Source organism: Pseudomonas benzenivorans (genome assembly GCF_024397895.1).
Taxonomy (GTDB): Bacteria; Pseudomonadota; Gammaproteobacteria; order Pseudomonadales; family Pseudomonadaceae; genus Aquipseudomonas; species Aquipseudomonas benzenivorans_A.
In genome coordinates, this window is sequence record NZ_CP073346.1 from 4,524,428 (window position 1) to 4,541,703 (window position 17,276).

14 protein-coding genes are annotated in these 17,276 nt (G+C 64.9%); 6 read left to right on the top strand and 8 right to left on the bottom strand.

What is annotated here, in order from left to right; genetic code table 11:
- Positions 1-32: 32 nt before the first annotated feature.
- A complete protein-coding gene (locus tag KDW96_RS22345) occupies positions 33-896 on the bottom strand; it encodes a cache domain-containing protein (RefSeq protein ID WP_370295240.1) in 864 nt (287 codons plus the stop codon).
- Between the two features lie 288 nt (positions 897-1,184).
- Between KDW96_RS22345 and KDW96_RS21045 the strand changes: the two genes are divergently transcribed.
- The gene (locus KDW96_RS21045) at positions 1,185-2,015 is read left to right on the top strand and encodes an undecaprenyl-diphosphate phosphatase (RefSeq protein ID WP_255838156.1); all 831 of its coding nucleotides are present in this window, start codon (positions 1,185-1,187) and stop codon (positions 2,013-2,015) included.
- A gap of 39 nt (positions 2,016-2,054) precedes the next feature.
- On the opposite strand, the gene KDW96_RS21050 is transcribed toward KDW96_RS21045, so the two are convergent.
- The 3 genes from KDW96_RS21050 to KDW96_RS21060 all read right to left on the bottom strand — a co-directional run bounded on the left by KDW96_RS21050 (position 2,055) and on the right by KDW96_RS21060 (position 4,344).
- On the bottom strand, positions 2,055-2,408 hold the full coding sequence (locus tag KDW96_RS21050) for an MmcQ/YjbR family DNA-binding protein (protein ID WP_255838157.1): 354 nt from the start codon (positions 2,406-2,408) through the stop codon (positions 2,055-2,057).
- Positions 2,409-2,549: 141 nt separating this feature from the next.
- The gene (gene nadE / locus KDW96_RS21055) at positions 2,550-3,359 is read right to left on the bottom strand and encodes an NAD(+) synthase (RefSeq protein ID WP_255838158.1); all 810 of its coding nucleotides are present in this window, start codon (positions 3,357-3,359) and stop codon (positions 2,550-2,552) included.
- Positions 3,360-3,609: 250 nt separating this feature from the next.
- Complete coding sequence (locus KDW96_RS21060; protein ID WP_255838159.1) at positions 3,610-4,344, bottom strand: phosphoadenylyl-sulfate reductase; 735 nt, start codon at positions 4,342-4,344, stop codon at positions 3,610-3,612.
- Between the two features lie 244 nt (positions 4,345-4,588).
- Here KDW96_RS21060 and thrH point away from each other — a divergent pair, with 244 nt between their 5' ends.
- A complete protein-coding gene (thrH, locus tag KDW96_RS21065) occupies positions 4,589-5,206 on the top strand; it encodes a bifunctional phosphoserine phosphatase/homoserine phosphotransferase ThrH (RefSeq protein ID WP_255838160.1) in 618 nt (205 codons plus the stop codon).
- 44 nt (positions 5,207-5,250) lie between these two features.
- Here thrH and pabB read toward each other — a convergent pair whose 3' ends face one another.
- Entirely contained in the window at positions 5,251-6,597 is a 1,347-nt protein-coding gene (gene pabB / locus KDW96_RS21070) for an aminodeoxychorismate synthase component I (protein WP_255838161.1), read from the bottom strand.
- A 165-nt stretch (positions 6,598-6,762) separates the two neighbouring features.
- On the opposite strand from pabB, the gene KDW96_RS21075 reads away from it, so the two are divergent.
- On the top strand, positions 6,763-9,477 hold the full coding sequence (locus KDW96_RS21075; protein ID WP_255838162.1) for a winged helix-turn-helix domain-containing protein: 2,715 nt from the start codon (positions 6,763-6,765) through the stop codon (positions 9,475-9,477).
- Complete coding sequence (locus tag KDW96_RS21080; protein ID WP_255838163.1) at positions 9,474-12,191, top strand: winged helix-turn-helix domain-containing protein; 2,718 nt, start codon at positions 9,474-9,476, stop codon at positions 12,189-12,191. Before KDW96_RS21075 ends, KDW96_RS21080 begins: the two co-directional genes overlap by 4 nt.
- 77 nt (positions 12,192-12,268) lie before the next feature.
- On the opposite strand, the gene KDW96_RS21085 is transcribed toward KDW96_RS21080, so the two are convergent.
- Genes KDW96_RS21085 through rloA form a run of 3 tightly spaced genes read right to left on the bottom strand, consistent with a single transcriptional unit; the run spans position 12,269 to position 15,327 of the window.
- Positions 12,269-13,255 (bottom strand): alpha-L-glutamate ligase-like protein, encoded by a 987-nt coding sequence (locus KDW96_RS21085; protein ID WP_255838164.1) that lies wholly within the window; start codon positions 13,253-13,255, stop codon positions 12,269-12,271.
- Between the two features lie 3 nt (positions 13,256-13,258).
- Positions 13,259-14,785 (bottom strand): osmotic stress tolerance membrane protein RloB, encoded by a 1,527-nt coding sequence (gene rloB / locus KDW96_RS21090; protein ID WP_255838165.1) that lies wholly within the window; start codon positions 14,783-14,785, stop codon positions 13,259-13,261.
- Between the two features lie 5 nt (positions 14,786-14,790).
- Positions 14,791-15,327, bottom strand: a complete 537-nt coding sequence (gene rloA, locus KDW96_RS21095; RefSeq protein WP_255838166.1) for a retropepsin-like aspartic peptidase RloA — start codon at positions 15,325-15,327, stop codon at positions 14,791-14,793.
- Between the two features lie 306 nt (positions 15,328-15,633).
- On the opposite strand from rloA, the gene KDW96_RS21100 reads away from it, so the two are divergent.
- Both KDW96_RS21100 and prpB read left to right on the top strand, forming a co-directional pair.
- A complete protein-coding gene (locus KDW96_RS21100) occupies positions 15,634-16,371 on the top strand; it encodes a GntR family transcriptional regulator (protein ID WP_255838167.1) in 738 nt (245 codons plus the stop codon).
- On the top strand, positions 16,368-17,252 hold the full coding sequence (gene prpB, locus KDW96_RS21105; RefSeq protein WP_255838168.1) for a methylisocitrate lyase: 885 nt from the start codon (positions 16,368-16,370) through the stop codon (positions 17,250-17,252). Before KDW96_RS21100 ends, prpB begins: the two co-directional genes overlap by 4 nt.
- Positions 17,253-17,276: the final 24 nt, after the last annotated feature.

Here is a 17,276-nt window from a genome sequence, read left to right on the forward strand (position 1 = left end):
GCTGGGGCTGCTGCTGGTTGTGTTGCTGGGCGTTACCGACAATGCCGCCGAGCGCGCGCGGCCTGATCGAGTGTGCGGGCGGATTCGAGGGATTGGCGGATTACCTGGCGCACCTTGCCGGTAAAGGCGTTGAAGTGTCCGGCCCGTGCCGCCAGCTCGTCCCGTCCGGCGCTATCCAGGCTGCGGGTCAGGTCGCCCTCACCGCTGGCGATGTTGGCCATGGCATCCACCGTTTCGCGCGGCGGCCGGGCGATGCTGCGGGCGATGAGGGTGACCAGCCCGGCCATCAGCAGGATGATGATTGCACCTACACCCAGCGCCCCCAGCGCCTGGGACCTGAACTCGGCTTCGACATCGTCGATGTATACCCCGGAGCCGATGATCCAGCCCCAGGGCTTGAACAGTTCGACATAGGAGACCTTGGGCAGCGGCTCGCTGGAGCCCGGTTTCGGCCAGCGGTAGTCGACCTGGCCGGCGCCTTCGGCCTTGCTGATGCGCACCATGTCGTTGAACAGGGCCTTGCCGTCCGGGTCCTTGAAGCCGGAAAGGTGCTGCCCTTCGAGCTTGGGATTGGTCGGGTGCATGATCATGGTGGGCGTCTGGTCGTTGATCCAGAAGTACTCCTGGCCGGCGTAGCGCAGGCCGCGAATCATGTCCATCGCCTGCTGCTGCGCCTGCTCCCGGCTCAGGGCGCCGCTGCTCTCCAGCCCCTGATAGTGCTTGAGGATGCCCGCGGCGCCCTGCACCACATGTTTGGTTTTCTCGCCCTTGGCGGCGTACAGGCCGGTATGCAGCTGCTGCAGCATCAACCCACCCTGGATCGACAACATGAGGATGGCGACGGCCAGGATGAGCCACAGGCGGCGGCTGATGGGCAGGTTTCTTAGGCTGTTCATTGAGCGAGGCTCCCGCTTTTTGTAATTGAGTGCGGGGAGTGGCCTTACAGCACTTCAGGAGTTCGCCTTGCCGGTCCAGCTGCGCAAGACTTGGCACAGATACGAAGATAGTGCGCGGTTCTCTGGTAGCATTTCGGCCCCTGCACGGAAAACCTGAGACCCATTCGACGGATGACCGTCGACCGGGAACCTCACGGCAAAACATGAGTCCGAGACTCGTCCCTTAGCATTCAACAACATCATCGACACGTAATAGCGCGGTCACCGCCGCGCAGCCTAGGAGATTGGATGGAACTGTGGTTGGCCGTACAGGCTTTGATTTTGGGGATTGTCGAAGGCGTTACCGAGTTCCTGCCCATTTCCAGCACCGGCCATCAGATCATCGTCGCGGACCTCATCGACTTTTCCGGCGAGCGGGAGATGGCTTTCAACATCATCATCCAGCTGGGCGCCATTCTCGCGGTGGTCTGGGAGTATCGGCGCAAGATCCTCGAGGTCGTGCTCGGGCTGCCGAAAGAGCGCGTGGCCCAGCGTTTTACCGGCAACCTGCTGATCGCCTTCCTGCCGGCCGTCGTGCTCGGGGTCGCCTTTGCCGACCTGATCCACGAGTTCCTGTTCAACCCCATCACGGTGGCGACCGCCTTGGTCGTGGGCGGGGTGGTCATGCTCTGGGCCGAGCAGCGTACTCACCAGGTGCAGGCCGAGGGCGTGGATGACATGACCTGGCAGCAGGCGTTGAAGATCGGTTGCGCCCAGTGCCTGGCGATGATTCCGGGGACTTCCCGCTCCGGTGCGACCATCATCGGCGGCCTGTTGTTCGGCCTGTCCCGCAAGGCGGCGACCGAGTTTTCCTTCTTTCTGGCGATGCCGACCATGGTCGGCGCCGCGGCATATTCCGGCTACAAGTACCGGGACCTGTTCCAGCCAGCCGATCTGCCGGTGTTCGCCATCGGCTTCGTCACCTCGTTCATCTTCGCCATGATCGCCGTGCGCGCACTGTTGCGATTTATCGGTAACCACGGCTACGGGGCCTTCGCCTGGTATCGGATCCTGTTCGGCCTGTTGATCCTCGCCACCTGGCAGCTGGGGCTGATCGACTGGAGCACCGCTGCAAGCTGAGCCCAAGGCCTCGGCAGTCGGCCAGGGCCTTGCCCGGCCTCAGTCGTCGAGCAACAGGCCCAGCTGCTGGCGTTTGGGTAGCCGGCGCACGACCAGCTGATGGGAGCGGGTCAGTAGCTGGCGTAGTTCGGCGTCGCCCATAGGCAGCTGCGCGCAGCTCATGCTGATCCAGTGGGCCCGCGCCAGATAGGGCGCCGGCCGAATGCCCGGGCGATCGACGTAGCCGAGGAACAGGTCGTCGTCCACCTTGAAGGCCAGGTTATGGCCAAGGAAGTTGAGCACGGCGAACATCTTGTTGCCGGCCACGGAAAACACCTGGTTGTTACCCCACTTGAAGTCCTCGCGGGCGCCAGGGAGTTCAAGGCAGAAACGGGCTATTTCATCCTGGGTCATGTCGCCTCAGCCAGCTGACGGTTCTTCAGCAAACCTAGCAGGCTGAGGCGTAGCCGGCGAGCCGGGGCGCGGCCGTCGCCGTCGCCGTCGCTGTCTCTCGGCTCAAGCGCCTGGGTTGCCGCCACCGCACCGCTGAGTCGTTCAGGGCGTGTAGGGCAGGGTGCGTTTGTGCTCGGTTCTGCGGTACGTCTGGATGATTCGCTGTTCGGCTTCTTCGGCTACGGTGCGACCGAGCAGAAAGTCATCGATCTGTTCATAGGTGCAGCCGTAGGCCTTTTCGTCGGGTTTGCCGGGCTCGAGTTCTTCCAGGTCGGCGGTGGGGGTCTTGTACACCAGTTGTTCCGGCGCACCCAGTAGCGTGGCGATCCGGCGTACCTGGCCCTTGACCAGGCCGGTCAGGGGGGCGAGGTCGCAGGCGCCATCGCCGAACTTGGTGAAAAATCCCATGAGTGCCTCGGCCGCATGGTCGGTGCCAACCACCAGGCCGCTGTTGTAATTGGCCAGGGCGTACTGCGCGATCATGCGGGCCCGTGCCTTGATGTTGCCTTTGACGAAATCGTTCTTGGTGGGGCTGTCGGCCGGTTGCAGGGCGTTCATCAAACCGTCGACACAGGCCGCAATGTTGACCGTCTCGATGCGGTCGGGGTTGATGACCCGCAGGGACAACTGGGCATCGACCTCGTCCTGCTGCTCACGGTAGGGCAGGCGGACGGCGATGAACTCCGCCTGCTGCCCCTCGGCGCGCAGTTCGCTGACCGCTCTCTGGCAGAGCAAACCGGCCGTCAGGGAATCGACGCCGCCGCTGATGCCAAGGACCAGGGTGCTGCAGCCGGACGCCGCAAGCCTGTCCTTGATGAAGGTCAGGCGACGCTCGATTTCCGCGGCGAACTCCTCCGCGGTAGCAAGCGGACGCACACCCAGTGCGCTGCTGATGGTTTGCTGCATGGTCATGGCAAGGCTCCTCGATCGCCGGTACGGTCTGCATTCTTGCGTAGCGTCAAAAGGGCGAATTGTTACAGCGGTCCCCTGGGAGCACAACGTCTGTGTGCCTGATATTGAGCGGTAGGCACCAGGCCGGCGGCGCAGGCATTAGGCCATGCTCCCCCGTCGAACTTCGCGCGGGCGGCGCAAAAAAATGCCCGCATCGATTGATGCAGGCATTTTCGTCATGGCGAGCGTCACGTCGGCGCCTGGTCGGCAATCACTCCTTGGCGATCAGGTTGCCGGCATGCAGCCCGCATTCCTTCTGCGTGGCTTCCTCCCACCACCAGCGCCCTTCACGCTCATGCTGGTTGGGCAGGACCGGGCGGGTGCAGGGTTCGCAGCCGATGCTGATGAAGCCGCGCTCGTGCAGGCTGTTGTAGGGCAGCTCGAGCATGCGGATATAGGCCCAGACATCCTCGCTGCTCATCTGCGCCAGGGGGTTGAACTTGTACAGCGGCTTGTCCGGGGTGGAGAAGGCGCCATCGATCTCCAGCACGGCGACCTGGCTGCGGGTGCCGGGGCTCTGGTCGCGGCGCTGGCCGGTGGCCCAGGCCTTGACCGTGGCCAGCTTGCGGCGCAGCGGGGCGATCTTGCGGATGCCGCAGCACTCCTCGTGGCCGTCCTTGTAGAAGCTGAACAGGCCCTTTTCCTTGACCATCGCCTCCAGAGCCTTGGCCTCGGGCGACAATACTTCGATGGCGATGCCGTAGTGTTCGCGCACCTGGTCGATGAAACGGTAGGTCTCCGGATGCAGCCGGCCGGTGTCGAGGCTGAAGACCTTGACCTGCTTGTTGAGCTTCCAGGCCATGTCCACCAGCACGACGTCCTCGGCGCCGCTGAAGGAGATCCACAGCTCATCGCCGAAGTGCTCGAAGGCGAGTTTGAGAATGTCCTGGGGCGACTTGTTCGCATAGGTCGCGGCCAGTTCGGCTACATCGAAGGGATGGCTCATCGGGCTAGATTCCTGGTTGTGGTCGCTGCAGCGGGGGAGACTCGGCTTGTTTGTGGCAAGCCGGTGCATTCTGTACACGCCCGCCGGCGCTCTGTGCCGGGGATGGTAGCAAAAAGGCGTTATGCGGCTAAATAATCAAATCCCATGTCGACCACTGCATTTGAATATAAGAGGCCGCGTTGCGCGGGCACTGCGGGAGCGGCTAGAGTGCCGCCTTCATTCAAGCCCAAGCTAGGAGTGTGCCGTGGAAATCGCTTGTCTCGACCTGGAAGGCGTACTGGTTCCGGAAATCTGGATTGCCTTTGCGGAAAAAACCGGCATCGAAGCGCTGAAGGCGACCACCCGGGACATTCCCGACTACGACGTGCTGATGCAGCAGCGCCTGCGCATCCTCGACGAGCATGGCCTGAAGCTGGCGGACATCCAGGAGGTGATCGCCACTCTCAAGCCGCTGGAGGGGGCCGTGGAGTTCATCGACTGGCTGCGCGAACGCTTCCAGGTGGTGATTCTCTCCGACACCTTCTATGAGTTCTCCCAGCCGCTGATGCGCCAGCTGGGTTTTCCAACCCTGCTGTGCCACAAGCTGATCACCGACGACAGCGGCCGCGTGGTCAGCTACCAGCTGCGCCAGAAGGACCCCAAGCGTCAGTCGGTGATCGCTTTCAAGAGTCTCTACTACCGGGTGATTGCCGCAGGTGATTCGTACAACGACACCACCATGCTCAGCGAGGCCCATGCCGGCATCCTGTTCCATGCGCCGGACAATGTGATTCGCGAGTTTCCGCAGTTTCCCGCGGTCCACAGCTTTGACGAACTCAAGCGCGAGTTCCTCAAGGCGTCCAATCGGCCGCTGAGCCTGTAAGCGCCTGCCGCTAGAAAAAAGCCCGCGATTGCGGGCCTTTTTCGTCAGTGGCAGAACTGCTCCAGAGTCTCCAGGAGCACCTTCACCTTGGTGATCGACTCCTGGTATTCGGCCTGCCAATTGGAGTCCGCGACTATCCCGCCGCCGCCCCAGCAGCAGATCTGCCCATCCTTGGCCAGCAGGCTGCGGATGGCGATCGAGCTGTCCATTTCCCCGCGAACGTCCAGGTAGAGCAGCGAGCCGCAGTAAAGTGCGCGGCGGGTGGGTTCCAGCTCGTCGATGATCTGCATCGCGCGAATCTTCGGCGCGCCGGTGATCGAGCCGCCAGGAAAGCTGCCGGCGATCAGGTCAAGGGCATCCTTGTCCGCGGCCAGCTCGCCGGTCACCGCGCTGACCAGGTGGTGGACGTTGGGGTAGCTCTCCAGGGCGAACAGCTCTGGTACGCGCACCGAGCCGGTACGGCAACTGCGGCCCAGGTCGTTGCGCAGCAGGTCGACGATCATCAGGTTCTCGGCGCGGTCTTTCAGGCTGCTCATCAGGGCCTCTGCCTGGGCGGCGTCCTGCCGCGGGTCTTCATCCCGTGGCCGTGTGCCCTTGATCGGCCGGGTCTCGACCAGGCCCTGGCTGACGCGCATGAAGCGCTCCGGCGACAGGCTGATGATCGCCCCGCCCGGCAGGGTTTGGTAGCCGGCGAAGGGCGTCGGGCAGGCGCCGCGCAGCGCCCGGTAGGCGCTCCAGGGATCACCCCGGTAGTGGCTGCGAAAGCGCTGGGCAAAGTTCACCTGGTAGCAGTCTCCGGCCTGGATATAGGCCTGGATACGCTCGATGGCCTGGCGATAGCCAGTCTCGTCAAGGTCGGCCTGGAAGGGGCCGAGCAGCTCGAAGGCGGGCGCCTCTTCGGTGGTCACGGATTCGAACAGGGCGATCAGGCGCACACGCTCTTCAGTCGCCAGGGATGGATGAAACAGCAGCTGCGTGGTCGCCCGCTGGTGATCGCTGATCAGGGCCCAGGCGTAGAGGCCGAAGCGGGCATCTCCCAGCCCGAGGTCGTCGACCGCCTGCGCGGGCAGTTTTTCCAGGCGACGACCGAAGTCATAGCCCAGATAGCCGATCAGTCCGCCGGCGAATGGCAGGGGGCAGTCGCTGGGCGGCTCGGCGCTGCCGAGCCCGGCCAATCCATCGCGCAGGCGCTGCAGGAAGTCAGCGGCCGGCTCGTCGGGTGACGGGGCGAACTCGGCCGATGGCCAGGCGCTGATGAGGTCATAGCGTCCGCGCTGCGCCGCCGGACGTCCGGCGTCGAGCAAGACCGCGCCCGGGGCCAGGCGGACGGCGGCGAAATAGTCGGCAGGGTCGGCGCGATAGGGCAGGGGGTGAACGAGACAAGTAGACATTCGAGGTATTCGGACAAGCGCGGACGCCGATTGTAGAACGCCGTCACCATTCATCCTAGGGTTTGCGCGTAGGTTTGCTCGGCCGGTCTCTGCTGATTAGTATGGCCGGTCGGCAAATAACAGGCACGATAGTGCCAGATTATGACCAGTCAAGGGATCAAAGCCATGGAGTCGACGCTCGATCCTGCCGCCGAGAGCCTGCTGCGTTCGAGGCTCTGCGCGCCGGAAGGGGCCATCGATCTATTCCCCAGGCCGCGGATCGAGGCGACCCTGTTGGCGCATCCCCAGGCCCGGGTTTTGCTGTTCTCGGCGCCGGCCGGCTTCGGCAAGACCTGCGCCCTGGGGGTTCTGGCGCAGCAGCGCGCGCAGGCCGGGTATGCGGTGGCCTGGCTGTCGCTGGACGCCGGGGACGACGAACCCTCTCGGTTCTTCCTGCACCTGATCGAGGTCCTCGCCAGGCAGGTCCCGGGGCTCGGCAGCCAGGCCCGTGACTACCTGCAGAACGCCATGGGCGTGCCGGTGGCCGCGCTCATGGAAATCGTGCTGGCGGACCTGGCGCAGGTGCACAGGCCCCTGCTGCTGGTGCTGGACGACCTGCACCTGATCCAGCATGCCGAGCTGCTGGCGGCGCTCAAGCGCTTGATCAGGTATGCGCCCGAGGGCTTCGTGCTGGCCTTGGCGAGCCGCTCGCAACCGGCGCTCGGCCTGGCGACCCTGCGCGCCAAGGGCCTGCTGGTGGAGTTTGGCGAGCGTGATCTGCGTCTGAGCCAGGCGGAAACCCGCGACTATCTGGCGCGCCATGGCCTGCAGCTGGAGGCCGCGGCATTCGCTGCCCTGTACCGTCACACCGAGGGCTGGATGGTCGGCGTGCACCTGGCCAGTCTCTGGTTGCGTCATCAGCCCCAGGCCTGGCAGCAACTGGCCGGGCTGGGTCCCGGCCAGGCAAGCGTCGGCGACTACCTGCTGCACCGCGTGTTCGAGCAGTTGCCGGAGGCGCAGCAGGGCCTGCTGGAGACCCTGGGCGTCGCCCAGCAGCTCTGCGGTGATCTGGCCAACGCCCTGACCGGGCGCCAGGATGGCCAGCAGCAGCTGGAGACGCTGGAGGCCATGCAGCTGTTCCTGTTGCCGCTCGATCGCGAGCGCCGTTGGTATCGTTTCCACAACCTGTTCGCCGAGTTCCTTCGCGGGCGTCTGCGCGGGCGCGCGCCCGAGCGATGCAGGCAGCTGCACTTCAGGGCGAGCCTGTGGTTCGCCAATCACCGTATGCAGATCCTGGCGATCGAACATGCCAGCCTGGCCGAAGACCCGCGGATGCTCGCCGCACTGGTGGATGGTTGCGGCCTGGAGCTGATCAATCGCGGTCAGCTGCACCTGATCCATCGGTGGCGTCAGCGTGTGCCGGACGAGATCGCCGCGGAATTTCCGATGCTGGTGCTGGCCGATGTCTGGACCCGTGCCGCCGAGCTGGGGCTGGCCGAGGCCAACCGTATGCTGGACGCGCAGTTGCGGCGCTGGGACCCGGCGGGCGGCCCCGCGGCGCTCAACGACAGACTGCTGGCGACCCTGACGATCAAGGCGCTGATCGCCCTGCAGAAGGACGACCTGCCTGGCTGTGCGGCCCTGGCGCACAGGGTCGAGCTGCAGCTGGGGCAGCACGCCGCCTTCCTCGAAGTGGCGATGCTGATCGTCGGCGCGCTGGCCAACGTGATGCTGGGGCTGGCCGAAGTCGCCCGCCGCCAGCTGGCCCTGGCGCAGCAGCGGCATCAGTTCTTGCAAGGGCATTACCTGGCCATGCAGATGGCCCACGTGGAAGTCCTTCTGTGCCTGGAGCAGGGGCAGGTCAAGCGGGCTGAGCGGCTGTTCGCGCAGCTGCGTGCGCGGACCATGCCCTGCTTCGCGCCAGACTCCCGCGCACTGGCGCTGCCGACCATCAGCCAGGCGCTGATCGACTACCGCCAGGGGCGCCTGGAAGGCGTCGAGGAACGCTTGCGCTGGGCCTTGGCGACAGTCGACGTGATCAATCCGCTCGACCTGTACGCCCAGGGCATGCTGTGCCTGGCCCAGACCCAGAGGGCCCTGGCCAAGCCGAAGGAAGCCTTCGCCACCCTGAGGCAGATGCAAGACCTGGCAATGGGCAGCCAGGCATGGCGCTTCTATGCCCAGGCAGCCAGCGAGGAGGTGGCGCAGCTGCTCCAGGAGCCCGCTGGCGATCGTCTCAAGCGCGCCGAGCAGCGTTACCAGAGTATCGACTGGAGCGGGCTGGCCGAGCACTACCGGCACATGGGCTGCAATCCGGTGCTCTGGGGTCAGGGGCTGACCCGCATCCGCCTGTTGCAGGCGCGCGCGCACTACAGCGAGGCGCTGCACGAGATCAGCCAGCTGCGCCGCCTGCTGCGAGACGACTGGCACGGCACGCAACGCCTGCGGCTCGACCTGCTGACCGCGCTCAGCCATCAGCACCTGGGCTATCAGGGGCGTGCGCAGTGCTTGCTGGACCAATGTCTGCTGGGTGCCGAACACGAGGGATTGCGCAGCCTGTTCATCGAGGAGGGGGCGCCGGCGCAAGCGCTGCTGCTGCAGCACGAGGCGGCGGAGCGACAACCGGCCTTGCAGGGCTTTATCCGCTCGATCCTGGCGCTCTGGGTGGGGCAGGTCGGCCATCAGAGTCCGCCCCCCCTCGCGGAGGGCTTGACCGAGCGCGAGGACGAGATCGTCCAGCTGGCGGCAGAGGGCCTGTCCAATGTCGCCATCGGCGAGCGCCTGGCCCTGGCCCTGGGCACCGTCAAATGGCACCTGCACAACATCTACGAGAAGCTCGGGGTACGGAACCGCACCCAGGCGGTTCGTCGAGCCCAGGAACTGGGGCTGGTCGGCTCATGAGCCGCGAAGGCCTGCCAGCGCCAGCGTCCCTGCCGCTGCTGCGCACCAAGCTGGCTCCCGGTAGCACCGGGACGGGGCCGCAGTTGCTGCGAACCTGTCTGGTCCAGCGGCTGCTCGCTGCCCGCGACCGGCGCCTGACGATCCTCTGTGCCCCCGCCGGCTTCGGCAAAAGCAGCCTGCTCGGTCAGTTGCGCCTGCGCTTGCAGGCGTCAGGGGCGCGGGTGGCCTGGCTGTCCTGCGATGAAGCCGACAGCGAGCCGCTGCGCCTGCTGCGCTATCTGGTCGCGGCCATCGCCGAGCAGCTGCCGGGGTTCGGCGGTCCACTACCGGGCTTGTTGCTGGAGGGGCGCCAGCCGGCGGAAGTCCTGGTCGACGTTTTCCTCGGCGAGTTGAGGGGGGTCGAAGACGAGCTGTACCTGATTCTGGATGACTTCCACAGTATCCGTCACCCCGGTCTCGGGCCGCTGGCGCAGTGCCTGATCGAGCAACTGCCCGATCAGGTTCGGCTGATCGCCGGCATGCGGCGCCGGCCGGAGCTCGACCAAAGCCGGCTGGCGTCCGGGGTCACGGCCTTCTGGTTGCGGGGCGAGGATCTGCGCCTGCGCCTGGAGGAAACCGCCAGCTACCTTGGCGAATGCCGGGGGCTGCGCCTGAGCAGCGGCGAGGTCGAGCGGCTGCATGAGCGCTGCGAGGGCTGGATCACCGCGTTGCACCTGGTCGCCTCGTCCCTGGCCGGACATGCGGATCCGGCGGCCTACATCGCGCAATTGTCCGGTAGCGAGCGCAACCTCGCCGACTACCTGGGCGAGGATGTACTGGATCGGCTACCCCGGGAATTGCAGCGATTCCTCGAGCTGACCTCGGTGCTCGATCAGCTCAATGTCGAGCTGTGCAACGTGCTCACCGGCCGTGACGATGCCGCGGCAATGTTGCAGCGTTTGCAGCATGAAGAGCTGTTCATCATGCCAACGGGCGAGCAGGGCAAGTGGTTCCGCTACCATCCGCTGTTCGCCGAGTGCCTGCGCGCACGCCTGTTGCGGCGCGGCGATCCTGGTCCATTGCAGCTTGCCGCCGCGCGCTGGTGTGAGCAGCACAACCTGCCGGACATGGCGGTCGAATACGCCTTGCGTGCCCGCGAATACGGGTTCGCGGCCGCTTTTCTGGCACAGCAGGGTACGCGCCTGCTGGCCAATAATCGGCTCTACGGCATCCTCGCAAGCGTCGAGGCGCTGCCGCCGGACGTGGTCCACGAGTACCCGGTGTTCCAGGTTTTCTACGCCTGGCAGTTGGCTTTCGAACAGAAGTACGCCGATGCCGAAGCGCTGATCGAGGACATCGGCGTGCGACTGCAGTCGGGGGCTCAAACGCGGCAGAACGGACAGCCCGGGCTGCTGGTGGTGGCCCAGTTGATCAAGGCCCTGGTGCAGCTCTATCAGGATCGGCTGGAAAGCTGCCTGGCCATCAGCCAGCGTTGGCTCGGCCGGGTGCCGATTGAGCAGCCGGAGATTCGCGCCGGCCTGGCCTGCGTGCAGGCAGCGGCGTATGCCTTGCTCGGCGACTTCGGCGAGGCATCGCGGTCGATAGGCCTGGCCCGAGACAGCCTGCGGCGCGCCAACAGCGAATACCTGCACGCGGTGGTCGGGCTGATCGAAGCGCTGTTGTGCAAGGAGCAGGGGCGGCTGGAGCGGGGCCGTACCCTGGCGGAAGTCGCCCGTGCCCGTGCCGAGCGGGCATTCGGCCGGCGCAGCCGGGTGGATGGCGCGCTGGCCCTGGCCTACGCCGACATCTTGTATGAGCAGGATCTGCACGCTGCGATCCTCGCCGAATTGCCCTTGGCCACCTCCCGGCGGGATCTCGCCACGCCGATCGAGCTGGTCAGCCGTGGCCAGTTGGTGATGGTGCGGGCGCGGTTCTATGGCGGCGAGGGCGAGGCGGCGTTGCAGCAACTCGATGCCTGGCTGGCGGCGCTGAGTGGACCGGGCTATGAGCGCGTCTACGCGCAGGCCATGGGCTGCAGGGTGCAGTTTCTCCTCTGGCTGCGCCGCCCCCACGAGGCCGAACGAACCTCCGCGCAACTGCAGCGGCACCTGGCGGCACTGCCGACAGGGCGCACCGGCGATGCCGCGGTCGCCTCTGTGCTGGGTCAGGCGCGACTGGCCTTGTCCGAGCGCCGGGCGGACAAGGCCGTGGAGTTGCTGGAAGCCTGCCTACGTGAGCAGGCCGCCGAGCACCAGTGCGAACGCCGCCTGCGTCTGTGCCTGTTGCTGGCAGTGGCGTATTGGCGCGCGGAGGGCGCCGAGCGGGCCTTCGCGCTGTTCCAGGCCAGTATGGAGGACGCCTGGCAGAGGGGTTATCGACGCCTGTTCCTGGACGACGCGCTGTGGTTGCTGCCGCTCTGGGATGCCTGGAAGGCGGCCCATCCCGAGCGCGCCAGGGGCTGGCGGAAGTTGGGCGCTCAGTTGCACGAGCAGTGCCTTCGGCTGGGCGTTGATCCGCAGAGTCTGGATGACCATCAGGCAGTCAGCCACAGGGAGCAGGACATCCTGCGCCTGGTCGCCGCCGGCCTGGCCAATCGCGAGATCGCCCAGGCCCTGCATTTGTCGGAGGCGACCATCAAATGGCACCTGCACCGGCTCTTCGTCAAGTTGGGCGTGCGCAGTCGCACTCAGGCGGTGCTCAGGGGCAAGAGCTCGGGCCTGTTGGGCGAGGCCTGAAGTGGGTTGGGACCTGTGAAGGGGGGCGCGATAAGAAAAAAGCCCGGCATTGGCCGGGCTTTTTTCTGCGTCTGCGATCAGATCTCTGCGGTCGGTGCGTGGCCGAACAATTCCTGGGAGAAGCGCATGCGCTCCTCCGGGCTCTCCTGGATGCCCTTGGCCTTGAGTTCGACCAGGCGCGCCTCGACCGCATGGGCGCGGTGGGTGAGGCCGCAGTCGTTGGCGATCTGGATGTTCAGGCCGGGACGGGCGTTGAGCTCCAGGATCAGCGGGCCCTTCTCCTGGTCCAGCACCATGTCCACGCCGATGTAGCCCAGGCCGCACAGCTCATAGCAGCCGGCAGCCAGCTTCATGAAACCGTTCCAGTTCGGCAGTTGCACGCCGTCCACCGCATTGGTGGTGTCAGGGTGCTTGCTGATCTTGTTGTTCAGCCAGGTGCCGCGCAGGGTGACACCGGTGGCCAGGTCCACGCCGACGCCAATGGCGCCCTGGTGCAGGTTGGCCTTGCCGTTGGACTGGCGGGTCGGCAGGCGCAGCATCGCCATGACCGGGTAGCCCATCAGCACGATGATGCGGATGTCCGGCACGCCCTCGTAGCTGATGCTCTTGAAGATCTGGTCGGGAATCACCCGGTACTCGATCAGCGCCCGGTCGCGGTGGCCGCCGAGCGAATAGAGGCCGGTGAGGATGTTGGAGATCTGATGCTCGATCTCCTCGTGGCTGATGATCCGCCCGGAGACCGTCTTGTAACGCTCCTCGAAGCGGTCGGCGATCACCGTGATGCCGTCACCGCCGGCGCCCTGCGCCGGCTTGATGACGAAGTCGCTGCGCCCGTCGATGATCTCCGGAAGCTTGTCGATCTCCTTCTCGGTGGAGATCACCCCGTACATCTGCGGCACATGGATGCCCGCCTCGATGGCGCGCTCCTTGGTGATGATCTTGTCATCGACGATCGGGTACAGGTGCCGTTTGTTGTACTTCAGCACGTAGTCCGCATTGCGCCGGTTGATGCCCATGATGCCCTTGGCTTCAAGGGCCTGCCAGGTTTTCCAGAGACCAAACATGGCTCAATCCTTCAGGAAGGCTTTGAAGCGGAACAACTCGGTCAGGCGGTAGCCGCGGTAGCGACCCATCGCCAGCATGAAGCCCACCAGAATCATCAGCACTGCCGGGAAGGTGAAAATGAAGTAAACCAGTTCCGGAATGCTCATCACCATAAAGGACAGGCTGGCTGCGATCAGGGTGCCGACACCCACCTTGAAGGCATGGGCGCCGCCACGCTCTTCCCAGGTGATCGACAGGCGCTCGATGGTCATGGTCAGAATCACCATGGGGAACAGCGCCACCGACAGGCCGCGCTCCAGGCCGAGCTTGTGGCTGAGCAGGCTGATCGCCGCGATCAGCACCACCACGAAGGTCAGCACCACCGACAGGCGCGGCAGCATCTGCAGTTTCAGGTGCTCGAGGTACGAGCGCAACGACAGGCCGAGGGCGGTGATGATGGTGAACAGTACGATGCCGAAGCCGATCTGGGTTTCGCGAAAGGCCAGGGCAATCAGTACGGGGGTGAAGGTACCGAGGGTCTGCAGGCCACCGAGGTTGCGCAGGATCAGGATCACCAATACGCCAATCGGGATCACCATCATGATCTGGAAGGTTTGCTGGGTGGACAGCGGCAGGCCGTACAGCGAGTAGCCGAGGAAGTCGGCGTCGGTGCTTTCATCGGTCAGCTTGGCCAGGCGGATGGCGTTCAGTTCGCTCTTGTTCAGGCTGAAACTGACCTGGGCCTTCTTGCCACCCTCCAGCTTGACCAGCTCTGCATCGCCATTCCACCAGATCAGGCGGTCGGCTGGCAGGCCCTGTTCGCCGGTTTCCGGGCTGAAATACAGCCACTTCTCGCCGTTGAAGCTGCGCAGCCAGAGCTCCGGGCTCTGCGGTGCATCGGCGTTCAGGCGAATGGTGTGGACACGCTCCATCGGCACATGGGCGATCGACAGCAGCAGGTCGATGGCGTTGGCCTTGTTGGCGCTGGAGGCATCGCCGCCGAGCAGCAGCTTGACGTTGTCGTCGGTGGTGTCATTGACCCGCTTGATGGTTTCGCTGATGAAGGTCTCGACGTCCGCCGAGTGCTGGCGGATCGGCGCCAGCAGGGCTTCGGCGGCGATCTTCTCGGGGCCTTCGAGCGGCAGGCTCTCACGGAAGATCGGGCCCTTGGCCTTGGCCTGCTCGCCGCTGTAGCGCTTGGTCAGCACCAGGCGGTAGTACAGCGTCTGCTTGCCGCTGGCACGGCGCGCGGACCAGGTCACCCGGCGATTGCCGTCGGCGCGGCTGATGCTCACGCCGTAGTTGTTCGAGATGAAGCTCTCGTTGAGGCTGACGTAGTCCTGGTTGAGCGGCGGCACGAACATCTGCAGTTTGACCGGCTCGCGAGGGTTGGCCTGGAACTCGACTTTGGCGTCGATGTTCCACAGGTCGTCCGTCTCGTCCTCGGTCACCGGGATGCCGAGAATGAAGATCTGGTAAGCCGTAATCAGAATGCCCAGGCTCACCAGGAGCGTGATCAGGACTTTCAGATGCAGGGTAAGAGAGCGCATGGGAGTTACTCGCCAGGGTTTGCGTCGGTGGTGCAGCCAGGTTTCCCCGCTGCGTATTTGAGGCTTGGGTCGACCAGTGCACTGAAGCGTTTGAGGGCTTCGGAGCCAATCAATAGCGGGTACTGGAAGGCGCTGCGGTCGGTCAAGTTTACTTCGATGGTGCGCAGGGCTTGGCCCATGCAGACCTTCATCTCGATAACGGGGCGTGCGGTGTAGGTTTTTTCTTCATCGGGATCATAGTCGCCAGCGCGGCGCTTGATCTTGCTGATCCGCGCCAAGGGGCGCTCGATCGGATGCTCATGCGCCTCGTCGATGGCCAGGTAGAACTGTACCCAGGTTTCATCGTCGCGCTTGAAGCGCCTGATGTCGCGAGCGCTCAGGGAGGCGGTCTTGGCTCCGGTATCCAGTTTCGCGGCAACCTCCAGGTCGAGATCGTTCAGCCAGATGTATTCGTTGAGGCCGTAGACGGTCTTGTTCGCGGCGAGCCCCAGGCCTGGCAACAGGAACAGGCAGCAAAGCAGGGCGGAGGGCTCGAGTCTCATAAGTCCTATTGAATGTCGCACAACAATTGAGCGGAAAGACCGGCGGGCGTGGCGCAAGGGCACCGTGCGTCTGGCTTGGAGTTTAGCAGGCCTGGAGCGGGTGCCCGGCCAGGCCCAAACGGGCGGCATTCTAGCATGGCGGTTTTCAGCAGTAACAGACGGTTATAAGCAAATGCGTAGGTGAATTCCGCAAAGGATCGGTAGATCAGGCGTTTCGGTAGATTGTCGACACTGTATTGGTTGTGTTTGACAGGAATGGGTTGTTGGCGTAATTTTTCCCCATCAAAACAAAATAGTGTCGACAATATGCTGGATGCCACCGAGATGCCCCGTAACGTGCAGGATGATTCGGAGACGCTGTCCGAGCATGTCTTCCGGCGCATCCAGGCCGCCATCGTCAAGGGGGAGATCGCCCCGGGCAGTAAAATCTCCGAACCCGAGCTGGCGCGCACCTACGGCATCAGCCGCGGACCGCTGCGCGAGGCGATCCATCGCCTGGAGGGCCAGCGCCTGCTGGTGCGGGTGCCCCACGTCGGCGCGCGGGTGGTATCGCTGAATCAGGCCGAGCTGATCGAGCTGTACGAGATCCGCGAGTCCCTCGAGGGCATGGCCTGTCGCCTGGCGGCCGAGCGCATGAGCCAGGCGGAGATCGACGAGCTGCGGCGGGTTCTGGACACCCATGAGCAGGACGAGGCCTTTCAGTCCGGGCGTGGCTATTACCAGCAGGAAGGCGACTTCGATTTTCACTACCGGATCATCCAGGGCAGCGGCAACCGTACCCTGACCCAGATGCTCTGCGGCGAGTTGTACCAGCTGGTGCGCATGTACCGCATCCAGTTCTCCGCGACGCCCAAACGCCCGCGCCAGGCCTTCGCCGAGCACCACCGAATTCTCGACGCCATCGCCGAGCGTGACGGCGAGCTGGCCGAGCTGCTGATGCGCCGTCACATCGGCGCCTCCAAGCGCAACATCGAGCGTCACTTCAGTTCCCAGGCGGAGCAGGACGCGCAATCCAAGACAGCCAAACCCAGAGGTGAGTCATGAGTCTGAATACGCCCGGCCAGCGCTTCCGCGACGCGGTCGCCGCCGAACATCCACTGCAGGTCGTCGGCGCGATCAACGCCAACCATGCGCTGCTGGCGCAGCGCGCCGGCTTCAAGGCCATCTACCTGTCCGGCGGCGGCGTGGCGGCCGGCTCCCTGGGCCTGCCGGACCTGGGCATCACCGGCCTGGACGACGTGCTCACCGACGTGCGGCGGATCACCGATGTCTGCGACCTGCCGCTGCTGGTGGATGTCGACACCGGATTCGGCAGCTCGGCGTTCAACGTGGCCCGCACCGTCAAGTCGATGATCAAGTTCGGCGCCGCGGCCATTCATATCGAGGACCAGGTCGGCGCCAAGCGCTGCGGTCATCGGCCGAACAAGGAGATCGTCTCCCAGCAGGAGATGGTCGACCGCATCAAGGCAGCGGTGGATGCTCGCACCGACGACAGTTTCGTGATCATGGCGCGCACCGATGCCCTGGCGGTCGAGGGCCTGAATGCCGCCCTGGATCGGGCCGCGGCCTGCATCGAGGCCGGCGCCGACATGATCTTCCCCGAGGCGATCACCGAGTTGGCGATGTACAAGACCTTCGCCGACCGGGTCAAGGCGCCTATCCTGGCCAATATCACCGAGTTTGGCGCGACGCCCTTGTACACCACCGAGGAGCTGGCCAGCGTCGACGTGTCCCTGGTGCTCTACCCGCTGTCGGCCTTCCGCGCCATGAACAAGGCGGCGGAGAACGTCTACACCGCGCTGCGCCGCGACGGCACCCAGAAGAACGTGATCGACACCATGCAGACCCGCATGGAGCTCTACGAGCGCATCAACTACCACGCTTTCGAGCAGCACCTCGACGCGCTGTTCGCCGCCAAGAAATAAGCGGCCCGTCGACAGCCCCTAAAC